Source organism: Mycobacterium dioxanotrophicus, from assembly GCF_002157835.1.
Lineage (GTDB): Bacteria > Actinomycetota > Actinomycetes > Mycobacteriales > Mycobacteriaceae > Mycobacterium > Mycobacterium dioxanotrophicus.
Genome location: NZ_CP020809.1, coordinates 3,886,800 through 3,908,218, shown reverse-complemented (window position 1 = coordinate 3,908,218; position 21,419 = coordinate 3,886,800). Strand labels below are relative to the sequence as shown.

The 21,419-nt window shown below is 67.0% G+C and carries 22 protein-coding genes; 8 read left to right on the top strand and 14 right to left on the bottom strand.

Features of this window, described 5'->3' with window-relative positions; genetic code table 11:
* Positions 1-11: 11 nt before the first annotated feature.
* The 3 genes from fmt to ribD are packed head-to-tail and all read left to right on the top strand — an operon-like array spanning position 12 to position 3,336.
* Complete coding sequence (gene fmt / locus BTO20_RS18775) at positions 12-941, top strand: methionyl-tRNA formyltransferase (RefSeq protein WP_087077790.1); 930 nt, start codon at positions 12-14, stop codon at positions 939-941.
* The gene (locus BTO20_RS18770; RefSeq protein ID WP_087077789.1) at positions 938-2,329 is read left to right on the top strand and encodes an RsmB/NOP family class I SAM-dependent RNA methyltransferase; all 1,392 of its coding nucleotides are present in this window, start codon (positions 938-940) and stop codon (positions 2,327-2,329) included. Before fmt ends, BTO20_RS18770 begins: the two co-directional genes overlap by 4 nt.
* Positions 2,326-3,336 carry a bifunctional diaminohydroxyphosphoribosylaminopyrimidine deaminase/5-amino-6-(5-phosphoribosylamino)uracil reductase RibD gene (gene ribD, locus BTO20_RS18765; protein ID WP_087077788.1) on the top strand — a complete coding sequence of 337 codons (1,011 nt, stop codon included), beginning with the start codon at positions 2,326-2,328 and terminating at the stop codon, positions 3,334-3,336. Before BTO20_RS18770 ends, ribD begins: the two co-directional genes overlap by 4 nt.
* Positions 3,337-3,350: 14 nt before the next feature.
* On the opposite strand, the gene BTO20_RS18760 is transcribed toward ribD, so the two are convergent.
* From BTO20_RS18760 to BTO20_RS18705, 12 genes are all read right to left on the bottom strand, one after another.
* A complete protein-coding gene (locus BTO20_RS18760) occupies positions 3,351-3,803 on the bottom strand; it encodes a 6,7-dimethyl-8-ribityllumazine synthase (RefSeq protein ID WP_087077787.1) in 453 nt (150 codons plus the stop codon).
* A gap of 21 nt (positions 3,804-3,824) precedes the next feature.
* Positions 3,825-4,802: a sugar-binding transcriptional regulator gene (locus BTO20_RS18755; protein WP_198343985.1), complete on the bottom strand. Its 978-nt coding sequence runs from the start codon at positions 4,800-4,802 to the stop codon at positions 3,825-3,827.
* A gap of 36 nt (positions 4,803-4,838) precedes the next feature.
* Complete coding sequence (locus BTO20_RS18750; protein ID WP_087077785.1) at positions 4,839-6,338, bottom strand: FGGY family carbohydrate kinase; 1,500 nt, start codon at positions 6,336-6,338, stop codon at positions 4,839-4,841.
* Entirely contained in the window at positions 6,325-7,284 is a 960-nt protein-coding gene (locus tag BTO20_RS18745; protein ID WP_087077784.1) for a transketolase family protein, read from the bottom strand. Before BTO20_RS18745 ends, BTO20_RS18750 begins: the two co-directional genes overlap by 14 nt.
* Entirely contained in the window at positions 7,281-8,099 is an 819-nt protein-coding gene (locus tag BTO20_RS18740; protein ID WP_198343984.1) for a transketolase, read from the bottom strand. Before BTO20_RS18740 ends, BTO20_RS18745 begins: the two co-directional genes overlap by 4 nt.
* Positions 8,100-8,212: 113 nt before the next feature.
* Positions 8,213-8,974, bottom strand: a complete 762-nt coding sequence (locus BTO20_RS18735; protein ID WP_087077782.1) for an SDR family oxidoreductase — start codon at positions 8,972-8,974, stop codon at positions 8,213-8,215.
* Complete coding sequence (locus tag BTO20_RS18730; RefSeq protein ID WP_087077781.1) at positions 8,974-10,455, bottom strand: sugar ABC transporter ATP-binding protein; 1,482 nt, start codon at positions 10,453-10,455, stop codon at positions 8,974-8,976. Before BTO20_RS18730 ends, BTO20_RS18735 begins: the two co-directional genes overlap by 1 nt.
* Positions 10,456-10,481: 26 nt before the next feature.
* The gene (locus tag BTO20_RS18725; RefSeq protein WP_087082347.1) at positions 10,482-11,429 is read right to left on the bottom strand and encodes a substrate-binding domain-containing protein; all 948 of its coding nucleotides are present in this window, start codon (positions 11,427-11,429) and stop codon (positions 10,482-10,484) included.
* A 5-nt stretch (positions 11,430-11,434) separates the two neighbouring features.
* A complete protein-coding gene (locus tag BTO20_RS18720) occupies positions 11,435-12,433 on the bottom strand; it encodes an ABC transporter permease (RefSeq protein ID WP_087077780.1) in 999 nt (332 codons plus the stop codon).
* A 45-nt stretch (positions 12,434-12,478) separates the two neighbouring features.
* Positions 12,479-13,291: an SDR family NAD(P)-dependent oxidoreductase gene (locus BTO20_RS18715; protein ID WP_087077779.1), complete on the bottom strand. Its 813-nt coding sequence runs from the start codon at positions 13,289-13,291 to the stop codon at positions 12,479-12,481.
* 222 nt (positions 13,292-13,513) lie between these two features.
* Positions 13,514-14,506 (bottom strand): ABC transporter ATP-binding protein, encoded by a 993-nt coding sequence (locus tag BTO20_RS18710; RefSeq protein WP_087077778.1) that lies wholly within the window; start codon positions 14,504-14,506, stop codon positions 13,514-13,516.
* Between the two features lie 2 nt (positions 14,507-14,508).
* Entirely contained in the window at positions 14,509-15,558 is a 1,050-nt protein-coding gene (locus BTO20_RS18705; RefSeq protein ID WP_087077777.1) for an ABC transporter permease, read from the bottom strand.
* 176 nt (positions 15,559-15,734) lie between these two features.
* Between BTO20_RS18705 and BTO20_RS39920 the strand changes: the two genes are divergently transcribed.
* A complete protein-coding gene (locus BTO20_RS39920; RefSeq protein WP_198343983.1) occupies positions 15,735-15,902 on the top strand; it encodes a hypothetical protein in 168 nt (55 codons plus the stop codon).
* A gap of 1 nt (position 15,903) precedes the next feature.
* Here the strand turns inward: BTO20_RS39920 and BTO20_RS18700 are convergent, their stop codons facing one another.
* Both BTO20_RS18700 and BTO20_RS18695 read right to left on the bottom strand, forming a co-directional pair.
* A complete protein-coding gene (locus BTO20_RS18700) occupies positions 15,904-17,526 on the bottom strand; it encodes an MFS transporter (protein ID WP_198343982.1) in 1,623 nt (540 codons plus the stop codon).
* The gene (locus BTO20_RS18695) at positions 17,526-18,242 is read right to left on the bottom strand and encodes an LppX_LprAFG lipoprotein (RefSeq protein WP_087077776.1); all 717 of its coding nucleotides are present in this window, start codon (positions 18,240-18,242) and stop codon (positions 17,526-17,528) included. The genes BTO20_RS18700 and BTO20_RS18695 overlap by 1 nt, the downstream gene beginning before the upstream one ends.
* A gap of 73 nt (positions 18,243-18,315) precedes the next feature.
* Between BTO20_RS18695 and BTO20_RS18690 the strand changes: the two genes are divergently transcribed.
* The 4 genes from BTO20_RS18690 (at position 18,316) to BTO20_RS18675 (ending at position 21,381) form a co-directional block, all read left to right on the top strand.
* Positions 18,316-18,915 carry a riboflavin synthase gene (locus BTO20_RS18690; protein WP_087077775.1) on the top strand — a complete coding sequence of 200 codons (600 nt, stop codon included), beginning with the start codon at positions 18,316-18,318 and terminating at the stop codon, positions 18,913-18,915.
* Between the two features lie 125 nt (positions 18,916-19,040).
* Positions 19,041-20,441, top strand: coding sequence for a bifunctional 3,4-dihydroxy-2-butanone-4-phosphate synthase/GTP cyclohydrolase II (locus BTO20_RS18685; RefSeq protein WP_232490763.1), 1,401 nt, complete (start codon positions 19,041-19,043; stop codon positions 20,439-20,441).
* The gene (ribH, locus tag BTO20_RS18680; protein ID WP_087077774.1) at positions 20,438-20,920 is read left to right on the top strand and encodes a 6,7-dimethyl-8-ribityllumazine synthase; all 483 of its coding nucleotides are present in this window, start codon (positions 20,438-20,440) and stop codon (positions 20,918-20,920) included. Before BTO20_RS18685 ends, ribH begins: the two co-directional genes overlap by 4 nt.
* A complete protein-coding gene (locus tag BTO20_RS18675) occupies positions 20,917-21,381 on the top strand; it encodes a PH domain-containing protein (RefSeq protein WP_087077773.1) in 465 nt (154 codons plus the stop codon). The genes ribH and BTO20_RS18675 overlap by 4 nt, the downstream gene beginning before the upstream one ends.
* The last annotated feature ends 38 nt before the right edge of the window (positions 21,382-21,419 follow it).

The window sequence follows — 21,419 nt, the reverse complement described above, 5'->3', positions numbered from 1 at the left end:
ACACTGGCGCGGTGCGACTCGTCTTTGCCGGAACCCCCGAACCCGCGCTGCCGTCGCTGCGCCGATTCATCGACTCGCCGCGCCACGAGGTCGTCGCCGTGCTCACCCGCCCGGATGCCGCCGCGGGCCGCCGGGGAAAGCCCGCGCCCTCGCCGGTGGCCGAGTTGGCACTGCAGCACGACATCCCGCTGCTGCGGCCGGCGCGACCCAACGATGACGACTTCGTCGCCGAGCTGACCGAACTGGCCCCGGACTGCTGCGCCGTGGTGGCCTATGGCGCCTTGCTGAGCCGGCGGCTGCTGGCGGTCCCGGCGCGAGGCTGGGTCAATCTGCACTTCTCGCTGCTGCCGGCCTGGCGCGGTGCAGCGCCGGTGCAGGCAGCGATCGGCGCGGGGGACACCGTGACCGGTGCGACCACATTCCTCATCGAACCCGCGCTGGATTCGGGCCCCGTCTACGGCGTGGTCACCGAAGCCGTCGGCACATCCGACACCGCGGGCGATCTGCTTGGCCGCCTTGCCGTTTCGGGCGCAGCACTGCTCGAGGCCACGATCGACGGGATCGCCGACGGCTCACTGACCGCGGTGCCGCAACCGACCGACGGCATCACCGTCGCGCCCAAGATCACCGTCGAGTCGGCCAAGGTGCGCTGGGACCTACCGGCCCATGTCGTCGACCGCCACATCCGCGCGGTCACCCCCAACCCGGGCGCCTGGACGATGATCGGTGATCAACGGGTCAAGGTCGGCCCGGTGACGGTGGTCGAGGACGCAGATCCATTGGCTCCGGGCGTGATCCAGGCGCACCGCAAAGATGTGGTTGTAGGCACGGGTTCTCAGCCGGTGCGATTGGGTCAGATCCAGCCGCCGGGCAAGAAACTGATGAATGCCGCCGACTGGGCGCGAGGCGCCCGGCTCGACGAATCGGTACGCGCTTCATGACGCGCCCCGACAAGCGGCCACCGCAACGCAAGCGTCAGCCGCGACGCACGCCGCTGGACCCGGCGCGCCGCGCGGCGTTCGATGTGCTGCGCGCGGTGTCCGAACGCGATGCGTACGCCAACCTGGCACTGCCCGCACTGCTGACCGAACGCAAGATCGAAGGCCGGGACGCCGCTTTCGCCACCGAACTGACCTACGGCGCCTGCCGGGCCCGCGGTCTGCTCGACGCGGTGATCGAAAAGGCGTCCGGGCGGCCCACCGATCGCATCGATCCCGTGTTGCTCGATCTGCTGCGGCTAGGTGCCTACCAATTACTGCGCACGCGGGTCGAGCCGCACGCCGCGGTGTCCACCACCGTCGACCAGGCCGGTATCGAATTCGACACGGCCCGAGCGGGTTTCGTCAACGGGGTGATGCGCACCATCTCCTCGCGCGACGAGCAGGCCTGGACCGACGAGCTGGCCCCGGCGGCGGACACCGACCCGGTCGGGCACGCGGCGTTCGTCCATGCCCATCCACGCTGGATCGCCCAGGCGTTCACCGACGCGCTCGGTGCACGGGCCAGTGAACTCGACGCCCTGCTGACCAGCGACGACGAGCGCCCACTGGTGCATCTGGCGGCCCGGCCCGGCGTGTTGACGGCCGATGCTCTCGCCGAGCAGTCCGGCGGCACCGTCGGCAAGTACTCGCCGTACGCGGTGTATCTGCCCGGCGGCGATCCGGGGCGGCTCAGTGCGGTGCGCGACGGCGGCGCCCAGGTTCAGGACGAGGGCAGCCAGTTGGTGGCCCGGGCTTTGACGCTGGCCGCGCTCGACGGGCCGGACACCGGTCGGTGGCTGGATCTGTGTGCCGGACCGGGTGGCAAGACCGCGCTGCTGGCCGCGATGGGGACGGCCTCGGGCGCCAGGATCACCGCCGTCGAGCCGGGGGAGCGCCGCGCTGATCTGGTCGAGGAGAACACCCGCGGCCTGGGCGTCGACGTGCACCGGGTGGACGGCCGCGAATCGGGCCTCACCCCGGGCTTCGACCGGGTGCTGGTCGACGCACCCTGCACCGGCCTCGGTGCGCTGCGGCGCCGTCCGGAAGCCCGCTGGCGGCGCGCCCCCGGCGATGTGCCCGGCCTGGCGAAACTGCAGAAGGAGCTGCTGGCCGCGGCCATCAAGCTGACCCGCCCCGGCGGGGTGGTGCTCTACGCAACCTGTTCCCCGCACCTGGCCGAGACGGTCGGGGTGGTGGCCGATGCGCTGCGCCGGCAGCCTGTGACCGCGCTGGACACCCGCGAACTGTTCGCCCCGGCCGACGACCTCGGCGCCGGGCCGTACGTGCAATTGTGGCCACACCAGCACGGCACCGACGCGATGTTCGCCGCGGCCCTGAGGGTGCGATGACCACACCGACGACCGACGCCATGATGCGCCTGGCGGTCGAGCAGGCCAACGGGGTCAAGGGCACGACCTATCCCAACCCGCCCGTCGGCGCGGTCATCGTCGACCGCGACGGTCAGGTCGCCGGGGTGGGCGCCACCCAGCCGCCCAGCGGGCCGCACGCCGAGGTGATGGCGTTGCGCCGGGCCGGGCAGCGGGCGCTCGGCGGCACCGCGGTGGTCACCCTGGAACCGTGCAATCACCACGGCCGTACCCCGCCGTGCGTAGATGCGCTTGTGGCAGCTGGTGTTTCGAGAGTGGTGTACGCCGTCTCCGATCCCAACGAGGTGGCTGCCGGCGGTGCGGCACGGCTGGCCGATGCGGGTATCGAGGTGGTGCCCGGCGTGCTGACCGACGAGGTCACGCGTGGTCCGCTGCGCGAATGGCTGCACAAACAGCGCACGGGTCTGCCGCACGTCACCTGGAAGTTCGCCACCAGCGTGGATGGTCGCAGCGCCGCAGCCGACGGATCCAGCCAGTGGATCACCAGCCCGGCGGCGCGCGCGGACGTGCACCGCAGGCGTGCGGTGATCGATGCCATCGTGGTCGGCACCGGCACGGTGTTCGCCGATGATCCGGCGCTCACGGCGCGCCTGGCCGACGGCAGCCTCGCCGAGCACCAGCCCCTGCGCGTCGTGGTCGGGTATCGCGAGGTGTCGTCGGAAGCCAAAGTGCTCAACGATGATTCGCGCACGATGGTGATTCGTACCCATGACCCGCACGAAGTGATCAAGTTCCTCGCCGACCGCACCGATGTGCTGTTGGAGGGTGGGCCGACGTTGGCCGGCGCGTTCCTGCGGGCCGGTGCGGTCGACCGGATCATCGCCTATGTGGCACCGATTCTGTTGGGCGGCCCGATCACTGCGGTCGACGATGTCGGCGTGCTCAGCATCGCCCATGCCCAGCGCTGGCGCTTCGACGGGGTCGAACCGATCGGCCCGGACGTGCTGCTGAGTCTCGTACCAGGCTGAGCGGTGCGGTTGGACTACCTCAGCGAGGCGTGAAGCTCCAGGGTGGTAGTTACTGCACTGGCGGCCTCGGCGCCCTTCTGCACGAAATGCTTCGTGAAATAGCCGACGTGCTCGTCATGCTCGTGGAAATGGTGCGGAGTCAGCACCACGGAGAACACCGGCACGTCGGTGTCGAGTTGCACCCGCATGAGTCCGTCGATCACCGCGGTGGCCACGAATTCGTGGCGATAGATCCCCCCGTCGACCACCAGGGCGGCGGCGACGATGGCGCGATAGCGCCCGGTGAGCGCGAGACGTTTTGCGGTCAAGGGGATTTCGAAGGCGCCCGGTACTTCGAAGTATTCGAGTTCGTTTTCGGTGACACCGAGGGTTTGGATTTTGTCGGTGAAGCCGTGGCGTGCCTGGTCGACGATATTGCGGTGCCAGGTGGCCTGAACGAACGCGATCTGGGTGGCTGCCTCAGTCATGCCGATGACGCTATCGCACCGTCACTGGGTACCGAGTAGATGGCGCGCCGCGGTGATGTCGGTGACCAGTACGTTGATCCATCCGCCCTGCAGCACGCCGCGTAGTGCGGAAAGCTTGCGCGTGCCCCCGGCCACACCGATCCGTCGCGGCACGGTCATCAGCTGCTCGGGTTCGATGCCCATCACCCTGTCGTCCAGGTCGGAAGCCACTAGCCGGCCGGACTCGTCGAAGAACCGCAGACAGATGTCACCGACCGCGCCAAGCTTTCGCAGGGTGTCCTGGTCGGCCGCCGCGATGCTGTTTCCGCTCTGGGCCAGCAAAGGTGACGGCTCCAGAGCTCCGATACCGACCAGTGCGGTGGTCAGCTCCGCCCAGCGAGCAGTCACTTGTTGCACTGCCGGGTCGGACATCAGGCTTCGGCGGGCGTCAGCGGTGCCGAGCAGGCCGGGTGCGGGCAGGAAGATCGGGGTGGCTCCAGTGGCGGCTGCGAAGGTGGTCAGCAGCCTGTTGGCCTCGATCTGGACCTGCGGATCCCCAACGCCGCCGACCAACTGCACGACATCGCTGACCACCGGGCTGCTGGTCGGGCGGAGGAAGGTTGCTGCGGCCAGCAGGTTCGCGCTCCATGACGAGATACCAAGGACTTCGTCCCCCAACAGAGTGTTGTCGAGGTAGGCCGCGGCCGCGGCGCCCAGATTTTGTGCGATGTCGCGTTCGTCGGTGCTCATCACATCGACGACAACCGCTTCGTTGAGGCCGAACCGGTCTTGGAGCTGGTCCTCCAACTCGGTGTGGACGCCAGGCGGGGAGACTACGACCGTCTTGACGACGCCGACGTCGACCGCGCGCCGGAGCAAACGCGACACCCGCACCTGGGTGATTCCGAGAGCCTCGGCGATCTGCGCCTGCTTCTGGCCGCGTTCGTGATACAGCCGGGCGACTTTGACCATGAGACGCGACTGATCGTCGCCGGGTGGACGGCGGGTACTGCGCGTCACCACGGCCTCCTCCCATGCGTACAGAGTCATCAGAGACTAGACATTCGCCTCAATCGTAGGGTCAACGCGAGCCCTGGTCCGTGCGACCGCCTCCGCCCAGGCGCGGCGTCGCGCCTGGCGGTCGTCGTCGGTTATGGCAGGTGCCAGCTCGAGAGCGGATTCGCCGGACCCGGGCAGGCCGGTTTCCAGCTGAGCAGCCGTCCACCAGCCCAGACGCAAACCGGCCAGGTGCGCGGCACCCATGGCCGAGAGGTTCGCGGTCGACGAGATCGCTACCGGCAGTGCGCTGACATCGGATTGCAGTTGCATCAACGCCCGCGATTTCGTCATGCCGCCGTCGCACCGCAGTTGCGCCAACGGACCGGTCACGGTCTCGAAAGCAGCCACCACGTCGTCGATCTGGAAGGCAATGGCCTCCATCGCGGCTCGGGCCAGTTGCGGTCTGCGAGTGCCAAGCGACAGCCCAGCGATGACCGGCGTGGCGTCGCGGTCCCAATGCGGTGCGCCGAGCCCTCCGAAGGCCGGCACCACTGCAACCCCGTCGCTCGTCGCGGTGGTGGCTTCGTCCCAGAGTGTGTCGATGTCAACGTTGAACAAGTCCGCCAACCAGGACATGGTTTTCCCGGTGGAGCGGATGTTGGCTTCCAAGGCATGGGCGGTGCCGTCGACATCCCAAGCGATCGTCGAGCACACCCCGGTGGACGCCGCAGGCCTGGGCCCCAACGCCATCACCGAGCTGCCGGTGCCGTAGGTGGCCTTCACCACCCCCGGACGCCAGCCGGCGTGGGCGAACAAGGCGGCATGCGAATCGGCCAGCACCGCAAGCACCGGCACACCGTCGGGCAGCGGATCCAGATCACGCACGCCCGGGAACGGACCGGTCGAGGCCACCACCGTGGGAAGTGCCTCGCGGGGAACCCCGAAGATGTTGAGCAGAGCTTCATCCCAGGTACGGGTGGTGATATCGAGCAACTGGGTGCGCGAGGCGTTCCCGGCCTCGGTCACCGGCTCGCCGCCGAACCGCGAGAGGATCCAGGCGTCGATCGTGCCTACGCGCCAGCGGCCCGACTTGGCGCGGGTGCGGAGCGGATCGTATTCATCGAGCAGCCAGGACGCCTTGAGTGCCGAGAACATCGGATCCAGCGGCAAGCCGGTGGTATCGAAGATATACGGGGCATGCCCGTCATCCTCGATCCGGGCGGCTGCCGCGGCGGTGCGTTGATCCTGCCAGCTGAGGATCGGCCCGATGGTGTCACCGGTGTTGGTGTCCCACATCGCAACCGTCTCACGCTGCACGCTCAATGCCACCCCCACCACGGCCGGCGCGATCTCGTCGGTGACGCAGTCGCGGACCGACCGAGTGATGCTCGCCCAGATCTCGCCTGCACTCTGTTCGACCCAACCGGGATTAGGGTGCACCTGGCTCAATGCCACACTGGCGGTGCGGAACACCGCACCCCGGCTGTCCACCAGCATCGCCTTGGTCGAGCTGGTGCCCTGATCGATCGCGAGGATGAAGCTGCTAGGCGCGGCCATCGTGAATCACACTACGGGCTGCGTCGGCGATGCCGTCGGCGTTGAGATTGAAATAGTCCAGTAGGAACGCCGCATCCCCGGTCGGAGCGAATCCGGGCACGCCGAGAATCCGCATCCGTGATGGATGTGACTGCGACACCAGGGATGCCACTGCGGCCCCGAGGCCTCCGCTGACGATGCTCTCCTCGACGGTGACGATGCCCGCGGTCTCCCGCGCTGCGGCCAGCACGGCTGCCTCATCGAGCGGCTCAACGAACGCCATGTTCAGTACGCGTGCCGAAACACCTTCGGCGGCAAGCTGATCAGCGGCCCACAGGGCGCGTGAGACCATCGTGCCGATGGCGATGATGGTTACGTCGTTGCCCGGTCGGGCGATGACGGCCCGTCCGAAGGCGAACGTATCTGCCGGATCGCTGATCGCAGGCACCTTGAAGCGCGGGATGCGCAGGTAGGAGCCCTTGCCGTGCTCGACGGCCCAACGCACGGCGGCGCGGGTCTGCGCGCCGTCGGCCGGAACCACCACTGGCAGTCCGGACACCGCACGCATCCAGGACAAGTCCTCGATGGAATGGTGGGTCGGGCCGAGCTCGCCGTAGGCCATGCCCGGACTCTGCCCGCACAGCACCACATGACGCTGGCTGTAGGCCACGTCGGCCTTGATCTGTTCGGTCGCACGTCCGGTCAAGAACGGTGCGGCAGCGCAGACGAACGGGATCCTGCCGGCATTGGCCAGGCCTGCACCGACACCGACCAGATCCTGCTCGGCGATACCGACGTTGATCAGACGGTCGGGGAACTCCTCCCGGAACTTCACCAGGTTGCTGGAACCGACGGAGTCGTTGCAGACCGCGACGATTCGCTCGTCGGCACGGGCGAGCGCAGCCAGTTCATCGGCGAAATCGGCACGGCAGTCGAAGGTGGGCGCGTCGGTGGTCACGGTGGTCATGCGGAGAGCTCCTCGAGTGCGGCTTGAACTTGGTCGTCGCTCGGCACCTTGTGGTGCCATTCGACGCGATCTTCGATGAAGGAAACGCCCTTGCCTTTGATGGTGTCGGCGACAATCGCCACCGGTTTGCCGGTTGTGGACGGACCGAGCGCCTCCAGCAGCGCCCGATGGTCGTGGCCGTCGATGCGACGTGTCTCGAAGCCGAAGCTAGTCCACTTGTCATGCAGGGGCTCAAGGGTTTTGGTCTCTTCGGTGCGGTCGCCCTGCTGGAGCCGGTTACGGTCGACGATCGCAGTGAGGGAGGCAAGGCCGTAGTGCGCCGCAGTCATCGCTGCCTCCCAGTTGCTACCCTCCTGCATCTCCCCGTCACCCATCACGACGATGGTGCGGTAGTCGGCGCCACTGAGTTTGGCGCCCAACGCACATCCGGTGGCCACCGGAAACCCATGCCCCAGGGGTCCGGTATTGGTCTCCACGCCAGGCACTTTCACCCGATTGGGGTGGCCGTTGAGAGCCGACAGCGGCTTGGCGAATGTGCTGAGGGCGTCGTGCGGAAAGAAGCCGGCCGATGCCAGAGTCGAGTAGAGCGCGGCGGCGCAGTGCCCCTTGCTGAGGATGAACCTGTCTCGGTTCGGGTCGTTGGGATCGAGTGGATTGACCGACATGGCACCCCAGTAGGCGGCGACGAGGATGTCGGTAACCGACAAGTCGCCGCCGATATGGCCGATTCCGGCCTGCTGGATCGTTCGGACAATGTCACGTCGAATGCCTGTTGCGATATCGGCAAGCACCGGTGCGAGTTGTTCGGGCGGCATGACCCGATGTTTCTGCATCTTCGCCAGATAAGCCTCGGCGGCAGCGCGGTCGACGCTGAGTTGCGATGGTTGAACTGTTTGCGTCATCTTTCTTCCTTCATTGGGGTTCGGGATTACTGGGCGCAGAATCCGCCGTCGACCAGCAGGTCGATGCCGGTGACGAAGCTGGCCGCGTCAGAAAGCAGAAACACTGCGGGCCCGCCCATTTCGGCCGGGTCGGCGATGCGCTGCATGGGTGTCTCGGAGGCGAACACCGCCATGCTGTCGACCATCTCGGGTCGGGTGTTCATCGGAGTGGCGGTGTAACCCGGGCTTAGTGAGTTGACCCGGATACCGCGCGTCGCCCATTCCATGGCGAGCGATTTCGAAAGGTGGGTGACTGCGGCTTTTGCGCTGTTGTAGTGGCACTGGAACAGACCCCGGTTGACGATGGTGCCCGACATCGAAGAGATGTTGACGATTGATCCTGTGCCGTTGCGCAACATCGCATTTGCCTCGGCTTGGCAGCTTAGGAACACCCCGGTTGCGTCGATCGAGTACACCCGCTGCCATTGCTCTACCGGCATGTCCTCCGCGGGGCAGGCATTGGCGATTCCTGCGGCGTTGACCGCCAGCGTCAGCGGACCCAATTCAGATTCTGTCTGGGCGACAGCGTCGCGCAGCTGTTCGGCCGATTCCACGCTGGCCGGCGTGAAGACGGCCCGCGACCCGCGTGCCGTCAGGCCCTCAAGGGTTGCAGTGGCATCGGCGCCCGGCAGGTCAAGAACAGCGACGTCTGCGCCGTGCTCGGCGACGGCGAAAGCGATGGCCCGACCGATTCCGCTGGCACCACCGGTGATCAGCGCGACCCGACCGCTGAGATCAAAGCCGGGCATCAGCGGACCGCCATTTCCATCACGGCGGGGCCGGTGAGCCCTTCGCCGTCGAGCATTCCTTGGCAGCGGCCCCGGGCCAGAACCATGACACGGTGGGAAAGTCCGAGGATTTCGTCGAGGTCGGAGCTGACCACGATCACGGCAGTACCTGCTTTCGTCAGCTCGGCGATGAGTTCATAGATGGCCGAGCGGGCGCCGACATCGATCCCGCGGGTCGGCTCGTCGAGGATGACCAAGCGGGGATTGCGCTGGAGCCATTTGCCGAGCACGACCTTTTGTTGGTTGCCGCCGGACAGCGACGAGACCGGATTGTCCGGTCTGCCTTTGATGCCGAGACGCTTACCGACTTCGATACCCAATGTGCGCACGGTTTTCGGTGCGACCCAACCCTGGCGCTGCACACTGTCGAGATTCGGCAGCGCGATGTTGTCCTCGATGGTGTCGGAGACGATGAGACCCTGCTGTTTGCGGTCTTCTGGGACCAGGACGATCCCGGCGTCGATAGCCGCGCGCAACCCGGGCTTGACCGTCCTGCCGTCGAGGGTGACGGTACCGCTGGAGTAGGAGTCTGCTCCAGCGATCGCGCGCACGATCTCGGTCCTTCCGGCGCCGACGATACCGGCGATACCGAAGATCTCACCGGCGTGCACGTCGAACGAGATGTCGACGAATCGACCTGTGGGGGAGGATAGTTCGCGAACCGAGAGCACCACCCGGTCCGAAGGGTCGGCCGTGTCGGGAAACAGGCGGTCCACCGGACGTCCCACCATCTCGCGGACCAGCTGGTCTGGTGGCACCTGGCCGCTGGCGTGTTCGCTGATCTTGTGTCCGTCGCGCAGGACCACGATGCGGTCGGCGATCCGGGCGATCTCGGCGAGCCGGTGGCTCACGTAGATGAACGAGACACCTTCCTGGCGCAGCGCGTCCACGGTGGCGAAAAGCGCATCGGTCTCGTCCTGGCCCAGGGCAGCTGTGGGTTCGTCGAGGACCAGTAGTCGTGCGCGTAGTGCGAGCGCCTTGGCGATCTCGACCTGTTGCTGGCCTGCCACGCTCAGTTCGCCGACGAGCTGGTTCATCCGTCCGGTGAAACCGAGCCGGTCGAGATGTTTCTTGGCTTCGCGGGCCATCTCTGCCTGCGATACCCGGCCCCCACGCATGGGCCACCGGCCGACCATCACGTTCTCGGCGACGCTGAGCTCCGGCAGCAGCCGCATCTCCTGATGGATCATGCCGATACCCGCGTCGATGGCATCTCGAGGCGAGGTGGGCGCGTAGGGCTGTCCGCCCCAGGTCATGCTGCCCGCAGTCGGTGTCGTGGACCCGGCGATGATGCTCGACAGGGTCGACTTGCCCGCGCCGTTCTCCCCAAGCAGGGCGATGACCTGGCCGGGTCCGACGGTGAGGTCGACGCCGTCGAGCGCGATGGTGCCGGGGTAGTGTTTGGCGACTCCGGTGACCACCAGTGTTGATTTCTCAGTCATGATGTGCTCCAGAAACTTTCGTCGGTTCAGGGGTGCTGTTCGAGGAAGTGGGCAGCATTCTCGCGGGTCGTCAGCACGCCCTTTTGCAGCTGTTCGGCGGGCACTGCTTGCTTGTCGATCAGCTCGCGCGCCGATTTCACGGCCAGTCGACCGATCGCGAACGTGGGCTGGGTGATCGTCGCGGCCAGCTGGCCATCGCTGACCGCCTTGAGCCCGGCGATGTCCCCGTCGAATCCGACGACCTTGATGTCCGGGCGTCCGGCGGCGCGTGCGGCGGACGCCGCCCCCAGCGCCAGGGCGTCCGCCCGACCGAACAGCACTGTGATGTCGGGATGGGCCTGGAGCATGTCGGTGGTGATGTCGAAGCCTTCGCTCTGTGACCACTGCTGGGACGCCTGGCGGGCGACTTCATGCATCCCCGGTGCTGTCTTGAGTGCTTCGCTGAAACCCTGGTCGCGGGCCTGTTCAGGGGTGGTGCCGATCTGGCCCTGAATGACGCCGATGTTGGCCTTGCCGTTGGTGATGTCGATTACGTACTGGCCGAGTTGCTTCGCCGCGGCGACACTGTCGGTGGCGATGAAGGTGTCGGCGGGTGCGCCTGCCGGGTTGCGGTCGACGGCGATGATCGGGATGCCTGCCGCCTTGGCATCGCGCACCGGCACGGTCGCGGCGGTGGCGCCCGCCGGGATGTAGATGATGGCGTCCACGTTCTGGGTGATGAAGTTCTGCACCTGGCTGACTTGAGTATCGCCGTCGCCTTTGGCATCGGCCACCACAACGCGGAATCCGGCCTCGTCAGCGGCGGCCTGAACGGCTTGCCGGATCATGTTGAAGAAGTCGGCTTGCTGGTTGGCGACTGCGAGGCCGATCGTCGGACGGCCGTCACTGTTGTTGTTCAGCAACGTCTTGCAGCCGGTGCACAGTGCCAGTGTCACGATCAGCGTGGCAAGTGCGGCGAGGATGCGTCGGGTCATGGCGATCACCGATTGTTCTTGCGCCGCAGCACATCTGCTCCGACAGCGATCGCGATGACGCAGCCGATGACGATCTGCTGAATGAACGGGGATACGCCGAGCAGGTTCAGGCCGTTGCGCAGCACCCCGATGATGAGCACACCGATGACCGTGCCGGTAACTCGTCCGGTGCCGCCCATCAGGCTGGCCCCGCCGATCACGACTGCGGCGATGACGTCGAGTTCGTATCCCGTTGCCGCGCTGGGGGCGGAGGCATCCAGGCGCGAGGACAAGACCACCGCGCCGACCCCCGCCATCAGGCCGGCGGTGACGTACACCATGGTGGTGATTCGGCGGACGTTGAGACCGGCGAGGCGGGCCACCTCCGGGCCACCGCCGATGGCATACAGGGCGCGACCCGCCCGGCGATACCGGAGAAACATCCAGCCGGCGATGTAGAGGATGACGAGCACGGCGACAGTGACACTGATGAATCCGAAATACCTTGCGGTGGAAAGCTTGTAGAACCACTCGGGATAGCCGACGATCTGCTGGCCGTCGGTGATCAGGTTGGCCAGGCCCCGGGCCACCGACATCATCGCCAAGGTCGCGATGAACGCGGGTAATTTGAAGATGGTGACGCCCAGGCCGTTTATCAGGCCGGCGATGCCGCCGACGACGATTGCGGCCAGCATTGCGACTGGCAGTGGTACGCCTGCGTTATGGGACAACCAGCCCATCACAATGCCGGAGAGAGCGAGGACCGAACCCACCGACAGGTCGATGCCGCCGATGATGATGACGAACGTCGCGCCCAGCGCCAGGATGCCCAACACCGTCACCTGATCGACGATGTTGGTGAAGTTGCGCGCGGACAGGAAGTTCGGTGCGGTGACCGAAAGCGCGACGATCAGCAGTAGAAGCCCGGCGAACGCACCGCCGGATCCGGCGAGAGCTCTGCTGGTCAGCTCTTTGATGCGGGGTGACTGGCTGGTCGTCGGGGGCGTGGCGATGGCGCTGGTCATGGTGTCTCCGATTCGGGGGTTGTGCGGGTGGGGGACCAGAAACTGTCAGCTCATGAACATGCCGCCGTCGACGTTGACGGCTTGTCCGGTGATGTATTCAGCAGCTGAAGAAGCCAGGAACAGAACAAGATTCGTGACGTCGGTTTCGCTAGCAGGCCGGCCCAGCGGGATGTCGGCGATCCATTCTGCGATCAATTCGCCCGGCTTGTAGTCGCCCAGGCGGCGACCCCACTCTCGGTCGTTGTACTCCCACATCTCGGTGTGCACGATGCCCGGGCAGTAGGCGTTGACCCGGATGTTGTCTTTGGCGAGCTCCTTGGCCAAGGACTGGGTCAGCCCAAGTACACCGAACTTGCTCGCCGCGTAGGACGGTGTGTAGATGAAGCCTTGGCGGGCCTGGCCGCTGGCGGCATTGAGGATGCTGCCGCCGCCTGCGGTCCGCAGCAGGGGAGCGGCTGCCCTTATGGCGATGAACATTGCCGTCGTGTTGACGCGCAGAACCCGTTCGAAGTCCTCGAGGCTGGTGTTCTCCAGGTCGTTGATGGTGATGATGCCTGCGTTGTTGACCAGCACGTCCAATTTGCCCCAGGTGGAGGCCATTTGGTCGAATGCCGCGGCCATCTGGTGCTCGTCGGTCACGTCGGCTTGCGCGCCGAGGGCGTCGAATCCGTCGGCGCACAGCGTCTCGACGGCCTGGGTGACGTGCTCGTCCCGGTCGATCAGGAAGACCGACGCGCCGTTTTCGGCGAACCCGCGAGCGATGGTGTGGCCGATGCCGTGCGCTGAGCCGGTGACCGCGACCCGCCGGCCGGAGAAATGTCCGCGGAACAGGGATGTGGCGTCGCCAGTGTCGGGCATTGAGAGCCTCCGTTGAGTGAATAAATAATCGTCTATGATTGGATAATCAAATTGTGGACCTGATCGAGTGTGATGTCAACCGCGTCAATGAGCCGCAGTGATAACGGTCACGGACCCGGACGGCCGTTGGGGACCTGGCCGTCGACGCCGGTGACGGGCTAGAGGTCGCTTTCTGCGGCCATCCCTAGGCCGGACGCCGCGATGGCCTCAACTCGTGTCGGTCTATTCGTCGTCCAGCGACCGGTGCTCGATGAGGTTGCGCACCCCGGTGGGGCCGAGCCGTTCCCGGAATGTCTGCACGGTGTAGCCCACGACGGTGGCGTCGGTGCGGGCCCGAGCGGTGGCCGACCGGGGCAGCCCGAACAGCGGACCCATTTCACCGAAGTAATCGCCCGGTGTGGAGATTCTGACCATTTCCTCTCCGCCGGTTGCCAATTCGCGGGAGATGGAAATCTCACCGGCGGTCACCACGTAGATCAGGTCACCCATCGTGCCCTGGGCGAACAACACGTCGCCGGCCCGCAGCCGCACCGTTTCGGGCCCCTCGTGGGCCTCGGTCGCGTGCGGCACCAACTCGACCACCTGGTCGGCCAGTGGCAGGATGCGCGTGTCGTGTGTGGCGACGACCACAACGCGCTCGTCCTCGGCGAGTTCGCGGATCAGCCGCAGTACCTCCTCGACCTGGATGAAGTCCAGGTGGGCGGTGGGCTCGTCGGCCAGGATGAGCGGCGGGTCCAGCGCGATGGCCCGTGCCACCGCGACCCGCTGCTGCTGCCCGCCACTCAAATCGCCTGGGCGGTGGCGCATCCGGTGTTCGAGGCCGACCCGGGCGAGCAGCTCCTCGGCGCGCCGGCGCGCGTCCTGCCGGAACATCCCCGCGGCGTGCATCGGCACCATCACGTTCTCCAGCGCGGTCAGACTGGGCACGAGGTTGAACGCCTGGAAGACGATGCCGACCGTGTCGCGTCGATACGCGGAGAGCTCCCGGCCGCCCAGCGCCGTCACGTCGACATCGCCGAACTCGATGCGTCCGGCCGCCGGTTTGAGGATCCCGCCGAGGCACGACAGCAGGGTGGTCTTGCCACATCCGCTGGGGCCCAACAGAATTGCTAACGACCCGGCCTCGACCCCGAGGTCAAGGCCGTCGATGGGCCGCACGGCGTAGTCGCCGCTGGAGTATTCGACGACGAGATCCTTGATACGCAGATCGGACACGGTCAGGGCCCTCCGAACGCGAGTGCGGGGTCGACCCCGACGGCGCGGCGCAGCCCGGCGATGCTGGCCAGCAGACCGATCACCACCGCGATGACCGGCAGCGCGGTGAAGGCCACTGTCGGGACGTCGCAGCGCATCGGGAACAACGGGCCCAGCACGATCGATAGGGCGCTGCCGAGCAGGGCCGCCAACACCGCCACCAGAACGGCCTGCATCGCGAGCCCGGCGAGGATCGACCGGGTGGCCACCCCGACCGCCTTGAACACCGCGAAATCACGGGTGCGTTCGAGCGCGGACAGGTAGACCACCGAGCCGACGATCATCGCGGCGACGGCCCACAACAGCCCCGCCATCAGGGTCATCGCCTGGTTGGCGCCCCGCAGCGGCCGCACCATGTCGTCCACCGCGCCGCCGCGGTCGACCACTCGGTAGCCGTCGAGCGCCCCGGTGGGCTTGCCCCGCAAGCCGATCGACGAGATCAATGGTTGCCCGGAGAACAGCAGCTGCTGCGCGCCGGTGACGGTGAGGTAGACGTTGGCCTGACCGGCCAGGGCGGTCGAATCGTCGACGAGGCCGACGACACGCAGCCTCCGGGCGCCGATGTCGACGACGGCGCCGACGTCGCGCCCCATGGTCGTCGAGGCGGCGACCTCGTCGGGCGCTGCGGGGGAGCGGCCGGTGATCACTGCGGGCGCGCCCGGGCCCCGCTCCGGCACGCCGAACACGTTGACGTTGCGCGGCGACGAGCCGTCGGGGATCGTCGAGCTGCCGTACACCAGCGGCACCGCGGCCGTGACGCCCGGAAGGCGTTCGGCCCGTTGGACTTCGGCCATCGGAATCGGTGCCGAACCCAGGAACGGACCCGCCGCGCCGGCCTTGATCATGAACGCGTCCAAACCCAGCGCGTCGACGGTGCGCTGGGCCTCGACGCGGAAGCCGTTGGCCAACCCCGTCAGCACCAGGGTCATGGCGAACACCAGGCCGGTGCCGACGACCGCGATGGCGAAGCGTCGGCGTCGCCACTGCAGGTCACGCAGTGCCGCCATCAGCATGTCGACGCCTCGGCCATGGCTGGAGATTACCGAGCGGCAGTGGGGCCAGGGGCCGATTTCACGGGGTGCAGGAGCGTTCTGGGGCGGCCGGTTGTCGGTCGGTCTCGGTACACTCGTACCAAAGCGCTTTCGCCGACGAACGTGCGCCCGGTGAACTTGAGCAAAGGAACACGAGCGTGACCGCTCTGCAGGACTGGCTCAGTACCTCCCCGCTGAACCCACGAATATCCCAGCGAACCGTCAAAGCCCTGGTGTGCGCCCAGCTACGTGGGGTACTCCCGGCCCGGCGCGCGGCGGTCCGTGAAGAACCACCGCGCATCCGGCCCGGCATCGAGCGTTGCTGACCTACTGACTGCGGTGCCGGCCCGGGTGGTCGGCCGGCCCGTTGGTCACCGGAGTCGGTGCGCTGGTCAGCTCGGTCGCGGCATCATCGGCATCCTCGGATCCCTCGGCGGGGATCTCCTCGGCGTGCTCATGCCGCCCCGCGATGAGCAGACCGACCAGCGCACCGATGACACATACGATTGCCGCGCTGAGGAAGATGTCGCCGTACATCATCACGTACGCCTCGCGGTAGCGGGCCGCTTGCGCGGTCAGGCGCTCGACGAGGGACATGTTCGGGTTGGCATGCGCGACGGCGAGCGTCGCCAGGTGCTGATTGAACCGGTAGAAGCCCCAGGCCCCCAGCGCCGCGATGCCGATCAGCATGCCGATCATGCGGGAAACCACCACGGCCGCCGACGCGATGCCGTGCTCGGCGGAGGGGACGGCCCGCAGCGCCGCCGAGGTCAGCGGGCCGATCACGACACCCAGACCGAGACCCACGATCGCCAGGTCGGTATCGAGCACCGGCAGAGTGAACAGGCCCAGGTTGTGCCGGTCGGCCAGAACGTTGACCGACCAGTGCGAGACCAGGACGAAACCGCCCGCCGCGATCAGCAGACCGGCGAACACCATGAGTCGGTCGCCCAGCTTGGTGGCCAACCAGCCGCCGATGAGCGCGCCGATCGGCAGTGCGATCAGGAAACGCAGCAGCAGGAACGCCGAGTGGTTCTGATCCTGGCCCAGCACGCCCTGGCCGAACAGTTCGACATTGACCAGGGTGACCATCAGCGCCGCGCCCGCGCACAGGGACGCGGCCAGGGCCGCCAGGAACGGCCGGAAGTGCACGCCCGCGGGATCGATCAGCCGCGTCCGGGCCACCTTCTCCCACGCGAAGAAGGCGACCGTCGCCACGGCAGCGCCGATGAGCACCGGAACACCCCAGGACGGCAGCACGTGCTTGCCGTCGGGTTCCGGGTTGTAAAGCCCTACGACCGTGAGCCCGAGCGCGATCGCGAGCAGCACGCCGCCAACGACGTCGACCTTCTCGGGCGCCTGATCCTTGTCCTTCGGCGGCAGGCTGAAGTGGATCATCACCATCGCGATGAGAGCCAGCGGCACGTTGACCCAGAAGACCGCCTGCCAGTGGTTGAACAGCCACACCAGCGCGATGCCGTACATCGGGCCGAGCACCGCGCCCAATTCCTGCGCCGCACCCACCCCGCCCAGCACGCCGGCGCGGTTACGTGCGGACCACAGATCGGCCGCCAGCGCCAGCGTCACGGGAAGCAGGGCGCCACTGGCCGAGCCCTGGATGAGCCGGCCGATGACCAGCACGGTCACGTCGGTGGACAGCGCGGTCACGACCGAGCCGACCGCAAAACCGGCCAGGCCCACCTGGATCAGCATCTTGCGGCCGAACCGGTCCGACGCGCGGCCCAACAGCGGCATCGCGGCGATATAGCCCAGCAGGTAGCCCGTGATGATCGGGGTGACCCGTTGGATCTGATTGACCGCGATCCCGACGTCTTTCATGATGTCGACGATGATCGTGATCACGACATAGGTGTCGAGGGCGCCGAGCAGCACGGCGAGGCTGCCTGCGCTGATCGCGATTCCGCGGCTTGATGTCCGGGGCATCGGCATCAGCCCGCGGGCTTGGCGACGGTGACCTGCTTGCCCCAGTCGGACAGCGTCATGGTGACGCTGTTGCCCTCACTCGGGGTCAGCTTGGCCTGCATCAGCGCGTGGTCGCCGTCGGACTTGATCCACGCCACGGCCGGGACCGGCGCGGTGGCCTTGATCGACGGGGCGATCGCATTGACCGCGTCGGCCGAGACCTGGCCGGTGACTCGCACGGTGTCGACGCCGCCGATGGTCTCGCGGCCCTCGGCCTTGGGGTCGGTGAAGTTGGCGAGGATGTTGGCCAGGCCCTTGTCAGGGCTGAGGATGGCCGCGATGTCGTAGATGTTGGCCGCCGGGCCCCAGTTCGACAGCGGATCACCGGGGGTCAGCGCCGCCCACAGATCGTTGTCGACGACCGCGAACTTGGCGTCGCTGATCTTCTGGCCGGCCACGGTGACGTCGGCCGTGCCCTGGGCGGCGACCGCCGGGGAATTGGTGAGGTCGCCGTCGAGCTTCTGGATCGGCAGCCCGCTGACGGTGCCCTGCGTGGTCAGCTGCAGGTGAACGCTCTGCTGGCCCTTCGTGGTCGTGGTGGACTCCTGGATCAGGGTGGCCCCGTCCGGCAACGGTTCGTTGGATTTGTCCGCGGATTTGCCAGAACATCCGGCGATCAATGCGACCGCGGCGAAAAGGATTGCGAGCAAGGATTGGACAGCGAAGCGTGGGCGCGTCTGCATGTCTGCATCGTAGAGGCTCGTGGTGACGGGCTGCTTTCTCCGACCGCAGGCAGGCTCCAATACTCTGGGGGCCGTGTTCACCGGAATCGTTGAAGAGCTGGGCGTATTGGTCGACAAGCAAGAGCTGACCGATGCGGCGCGATTGACCATCCGCGGGCCTGTCGTCACTGCTGACGCGGGCCATGGCGATTCGATCGCGGTGAACGGCGTGTGTCTGACCGTGGTGGACGTGCTGCCCGACGGTGCCTTCACCGCCGACGTCATGGGCGAGACCCTCAACCGGTCCAGCCTGGGGGTTGTCGGGGTGGGCAGCCAGGTGAACCTGGAGCGCGCGGCGGCCGTCAACAGCCGGCTCGGCGGCCACATCGTGCAGGGCCACGTCGACGGCACCGGCGAGGTGGTCTCCCGCACCCCCTCCGAACACTGGGAAGTGGTGCGGATCGCGCTGCCACGCGAGCTGTCGCGGTACGTGGTCGAGAAGGGCTCCATCACCGTCGACGGGATTTCGCTCACAGTGTCCGCGGTGAGCGACGAGTGGTTCGAGGTGTCGTTGATTCCCACCACGCGTGAGCTCACCACCCTCGGCACGGCCGCGGTGGGCACCCGGGTGAACCTCGAGGTGGACATCATCGCCAAATATGTTGAGCGGCTGATGGGCGGCGCGGCTCAGTAAGAGCTGGCAATAACCGCTGGGTTCCGGTGGTTCATACTGGACACGATGACAATGGGTTCCGTGCCGGAACAGGCGACGACGGGTTCCCTGCCGGAGCCGGCACTGGAACAGGCAAGGTGGCGAAGATGACCAGGCTCGACTCCGTCGAGAGGGCGATTGCCGATATCGCCGCGGGCAAGGCCGTGGTGGTGATCGACGACGAGGATCGGGAGAACGAGGGCGATCTGATCTTCGCCGCCGAGAAAGCCACCCCGGAGCTGGTGGCGTTCATGGTGCGGTACACCTCTGGTTACCTGTGCGTCCCGTTGGACGGCGAGATCTGCGACCGGCTCGGCCTGCTGCCGATGTATGCGGTCAACCAGGACAAGCACGGTACTGCCTACACCGTCACCGTTGACGCGAGAACCGATATCGGCACCGGCATTTCGGCGTCGGACCGGGCCACCACGATGCGGAAGCTCGCTGATCCGTCGAGCATTGCCGGTGACTTCACCAAGCCCGGTCATGTGGTGCCACTACGCGCCAAGGACGGTGGCGTCCTGCGTCGCCCCGGGCACACCGAGGCCGCTGTCGACCTGGCCCGACTGGCGGGCTTGCAGCCGGCCGCCACCATCTGCGAGATCGTCAGCCAGAAGGACGAGGGCGACATGGCGCAGACCGACGAGCTGCGGGTGTTCGCCGACGAGCACAACCTGGCGCTGATCTCCATTGCGGACCTGATCGAGTGGCGGCGCAAGCACGAGAAGCACATCGAGCGCATCGCCGAGGCCCGAATCCCGACGCGGCACGGCGTGTTCCGCGCGGTCGGCTACAAGAGCATCTATGACGACGTCGAGCACGTCGCGCTGGTCCGCGGTGAGATCGCCGGACCGCACAGCGACGGCGACGACGTGCTGGTGCGGGTGCACTCGGAATGCCTGACCGGCGACGTATTCGGGTCGCGGCGCTGCGATTGCGGTCCGCAGCTGGATGCGGCCATGGCGATGGTGGCCCGGGAGGGTCGCGGCGTGGTGCTCTACATGCGCGGCCATGAGGGCCGGGGTATCGGCCTGATGCACAAGCTGCAGGCCTATCAGCTGCAGGATGCCGGTGAGGACACCGTCGACGCCAACCTGAAACTCGGCCTGCCGGCCGACGCACGGGACTACGGCATCGGCGCCCAGATCCTGGTCGACCTCGGTATCCGGTCGATGCGGCTGCTGACCAACAACCCGGCCAAGCGCGTCGGGCTGGACGGCTACGGGTTGCACATCATCGAGCGGGTCCCGCTGCCGGTGCGCGCCAACGCCGAGAACATCCGTTACCTGATGACCAAGCGCGACCGGATGGGCCACGACCTGGTGGGGCTCGACGATTACGACGAAGCGGTGAGCATGGACGACTACGACGAGGCCGTATATCTACTGGGGGACCGCCGTCCACCGAGTGCGAATGATTCCGGCGACATCCCGGGATCAGGTGCGGCCCCGGTGGGTGGCGTTGTCGGAGACGACACAATGAGTGGCGTCGTCGGAGACGACAAATGAGCGGAGGCGCGGGCGTTCCCGACATGCCGAAGGTCGACGCCTCGACGGTCAAGCTGGCCATCGTGGCCAGCACCTGGCACACCACGATCTGTGATGCCCTGCTCGACGGCGCCCGCAAGGTGGCGGCGGAGGCCGGCGTCGCGGAGCCGACCGTGGTGCGGGTGCTGGGTGCGATCGAAATCCCGGTGGTGGCACAGGCATTGGCTGCCACGCATGACGCAGTAATCGCGTTGGGCGTGGTGATCCGTGGTCAGACACCGCATTTCGACTATGTCTGCGACGCCGTCACCCAGGGACTGACCCGGGTGTCGCTGGACGCGTCGACGCCGGTGGCCAACGGTGTGCTGACCACCAACGATGAGCAACAGGCGCTGGACCGGGCCGGGTTGCCCGGGTCGGTCGAGGACAAGGGGGCGCAGGCCGCCGCCGCGGCTCTGTCCACCGCGCTGACGCTCCGGGAACTGCGCGCGCTGGCATGACCAAGCCGATGACTGAAGCCGGCTGGGACGTTGAGATAAAGCCTTATCGCACACCGCAATTCGCTTATGCTGCGGCGTTCGTACTCGTCGCTGCGCATATCACCGTCGGGGCGCTGCTGAAGGTGGGCTCCACCGGGGTGGTGTTCCAGACCTCAGACCAGGTCGCCATGGCATTGCTCGGCGTCATCCTTGCCGGCGCGGTGTTGATGTTCGCGCGGCCGCGGCTGCGTGTCGGAGCGCAGGGCCTGGCGGTGCGAAATCTCGTGTCCTACAAGCTCATTCCGTGGTCCGACGTCGTCGGGGTGTCCTTCCCGGTCGGGGCCAGATGGGCCAGGGTCGACCTGCCTGACGACGAATACATCCCGCTGATGGCCATCCAGGCGATCGACAAGGGCCGGGCCGTCGACGCGATGGAACAGCTGCGGACGTTGACCGACAAGTACCGTCCGAGTGCCGGCTGATTTCAACCGGCCTTGCCCGCTGGGGCGTGCCGAGATTC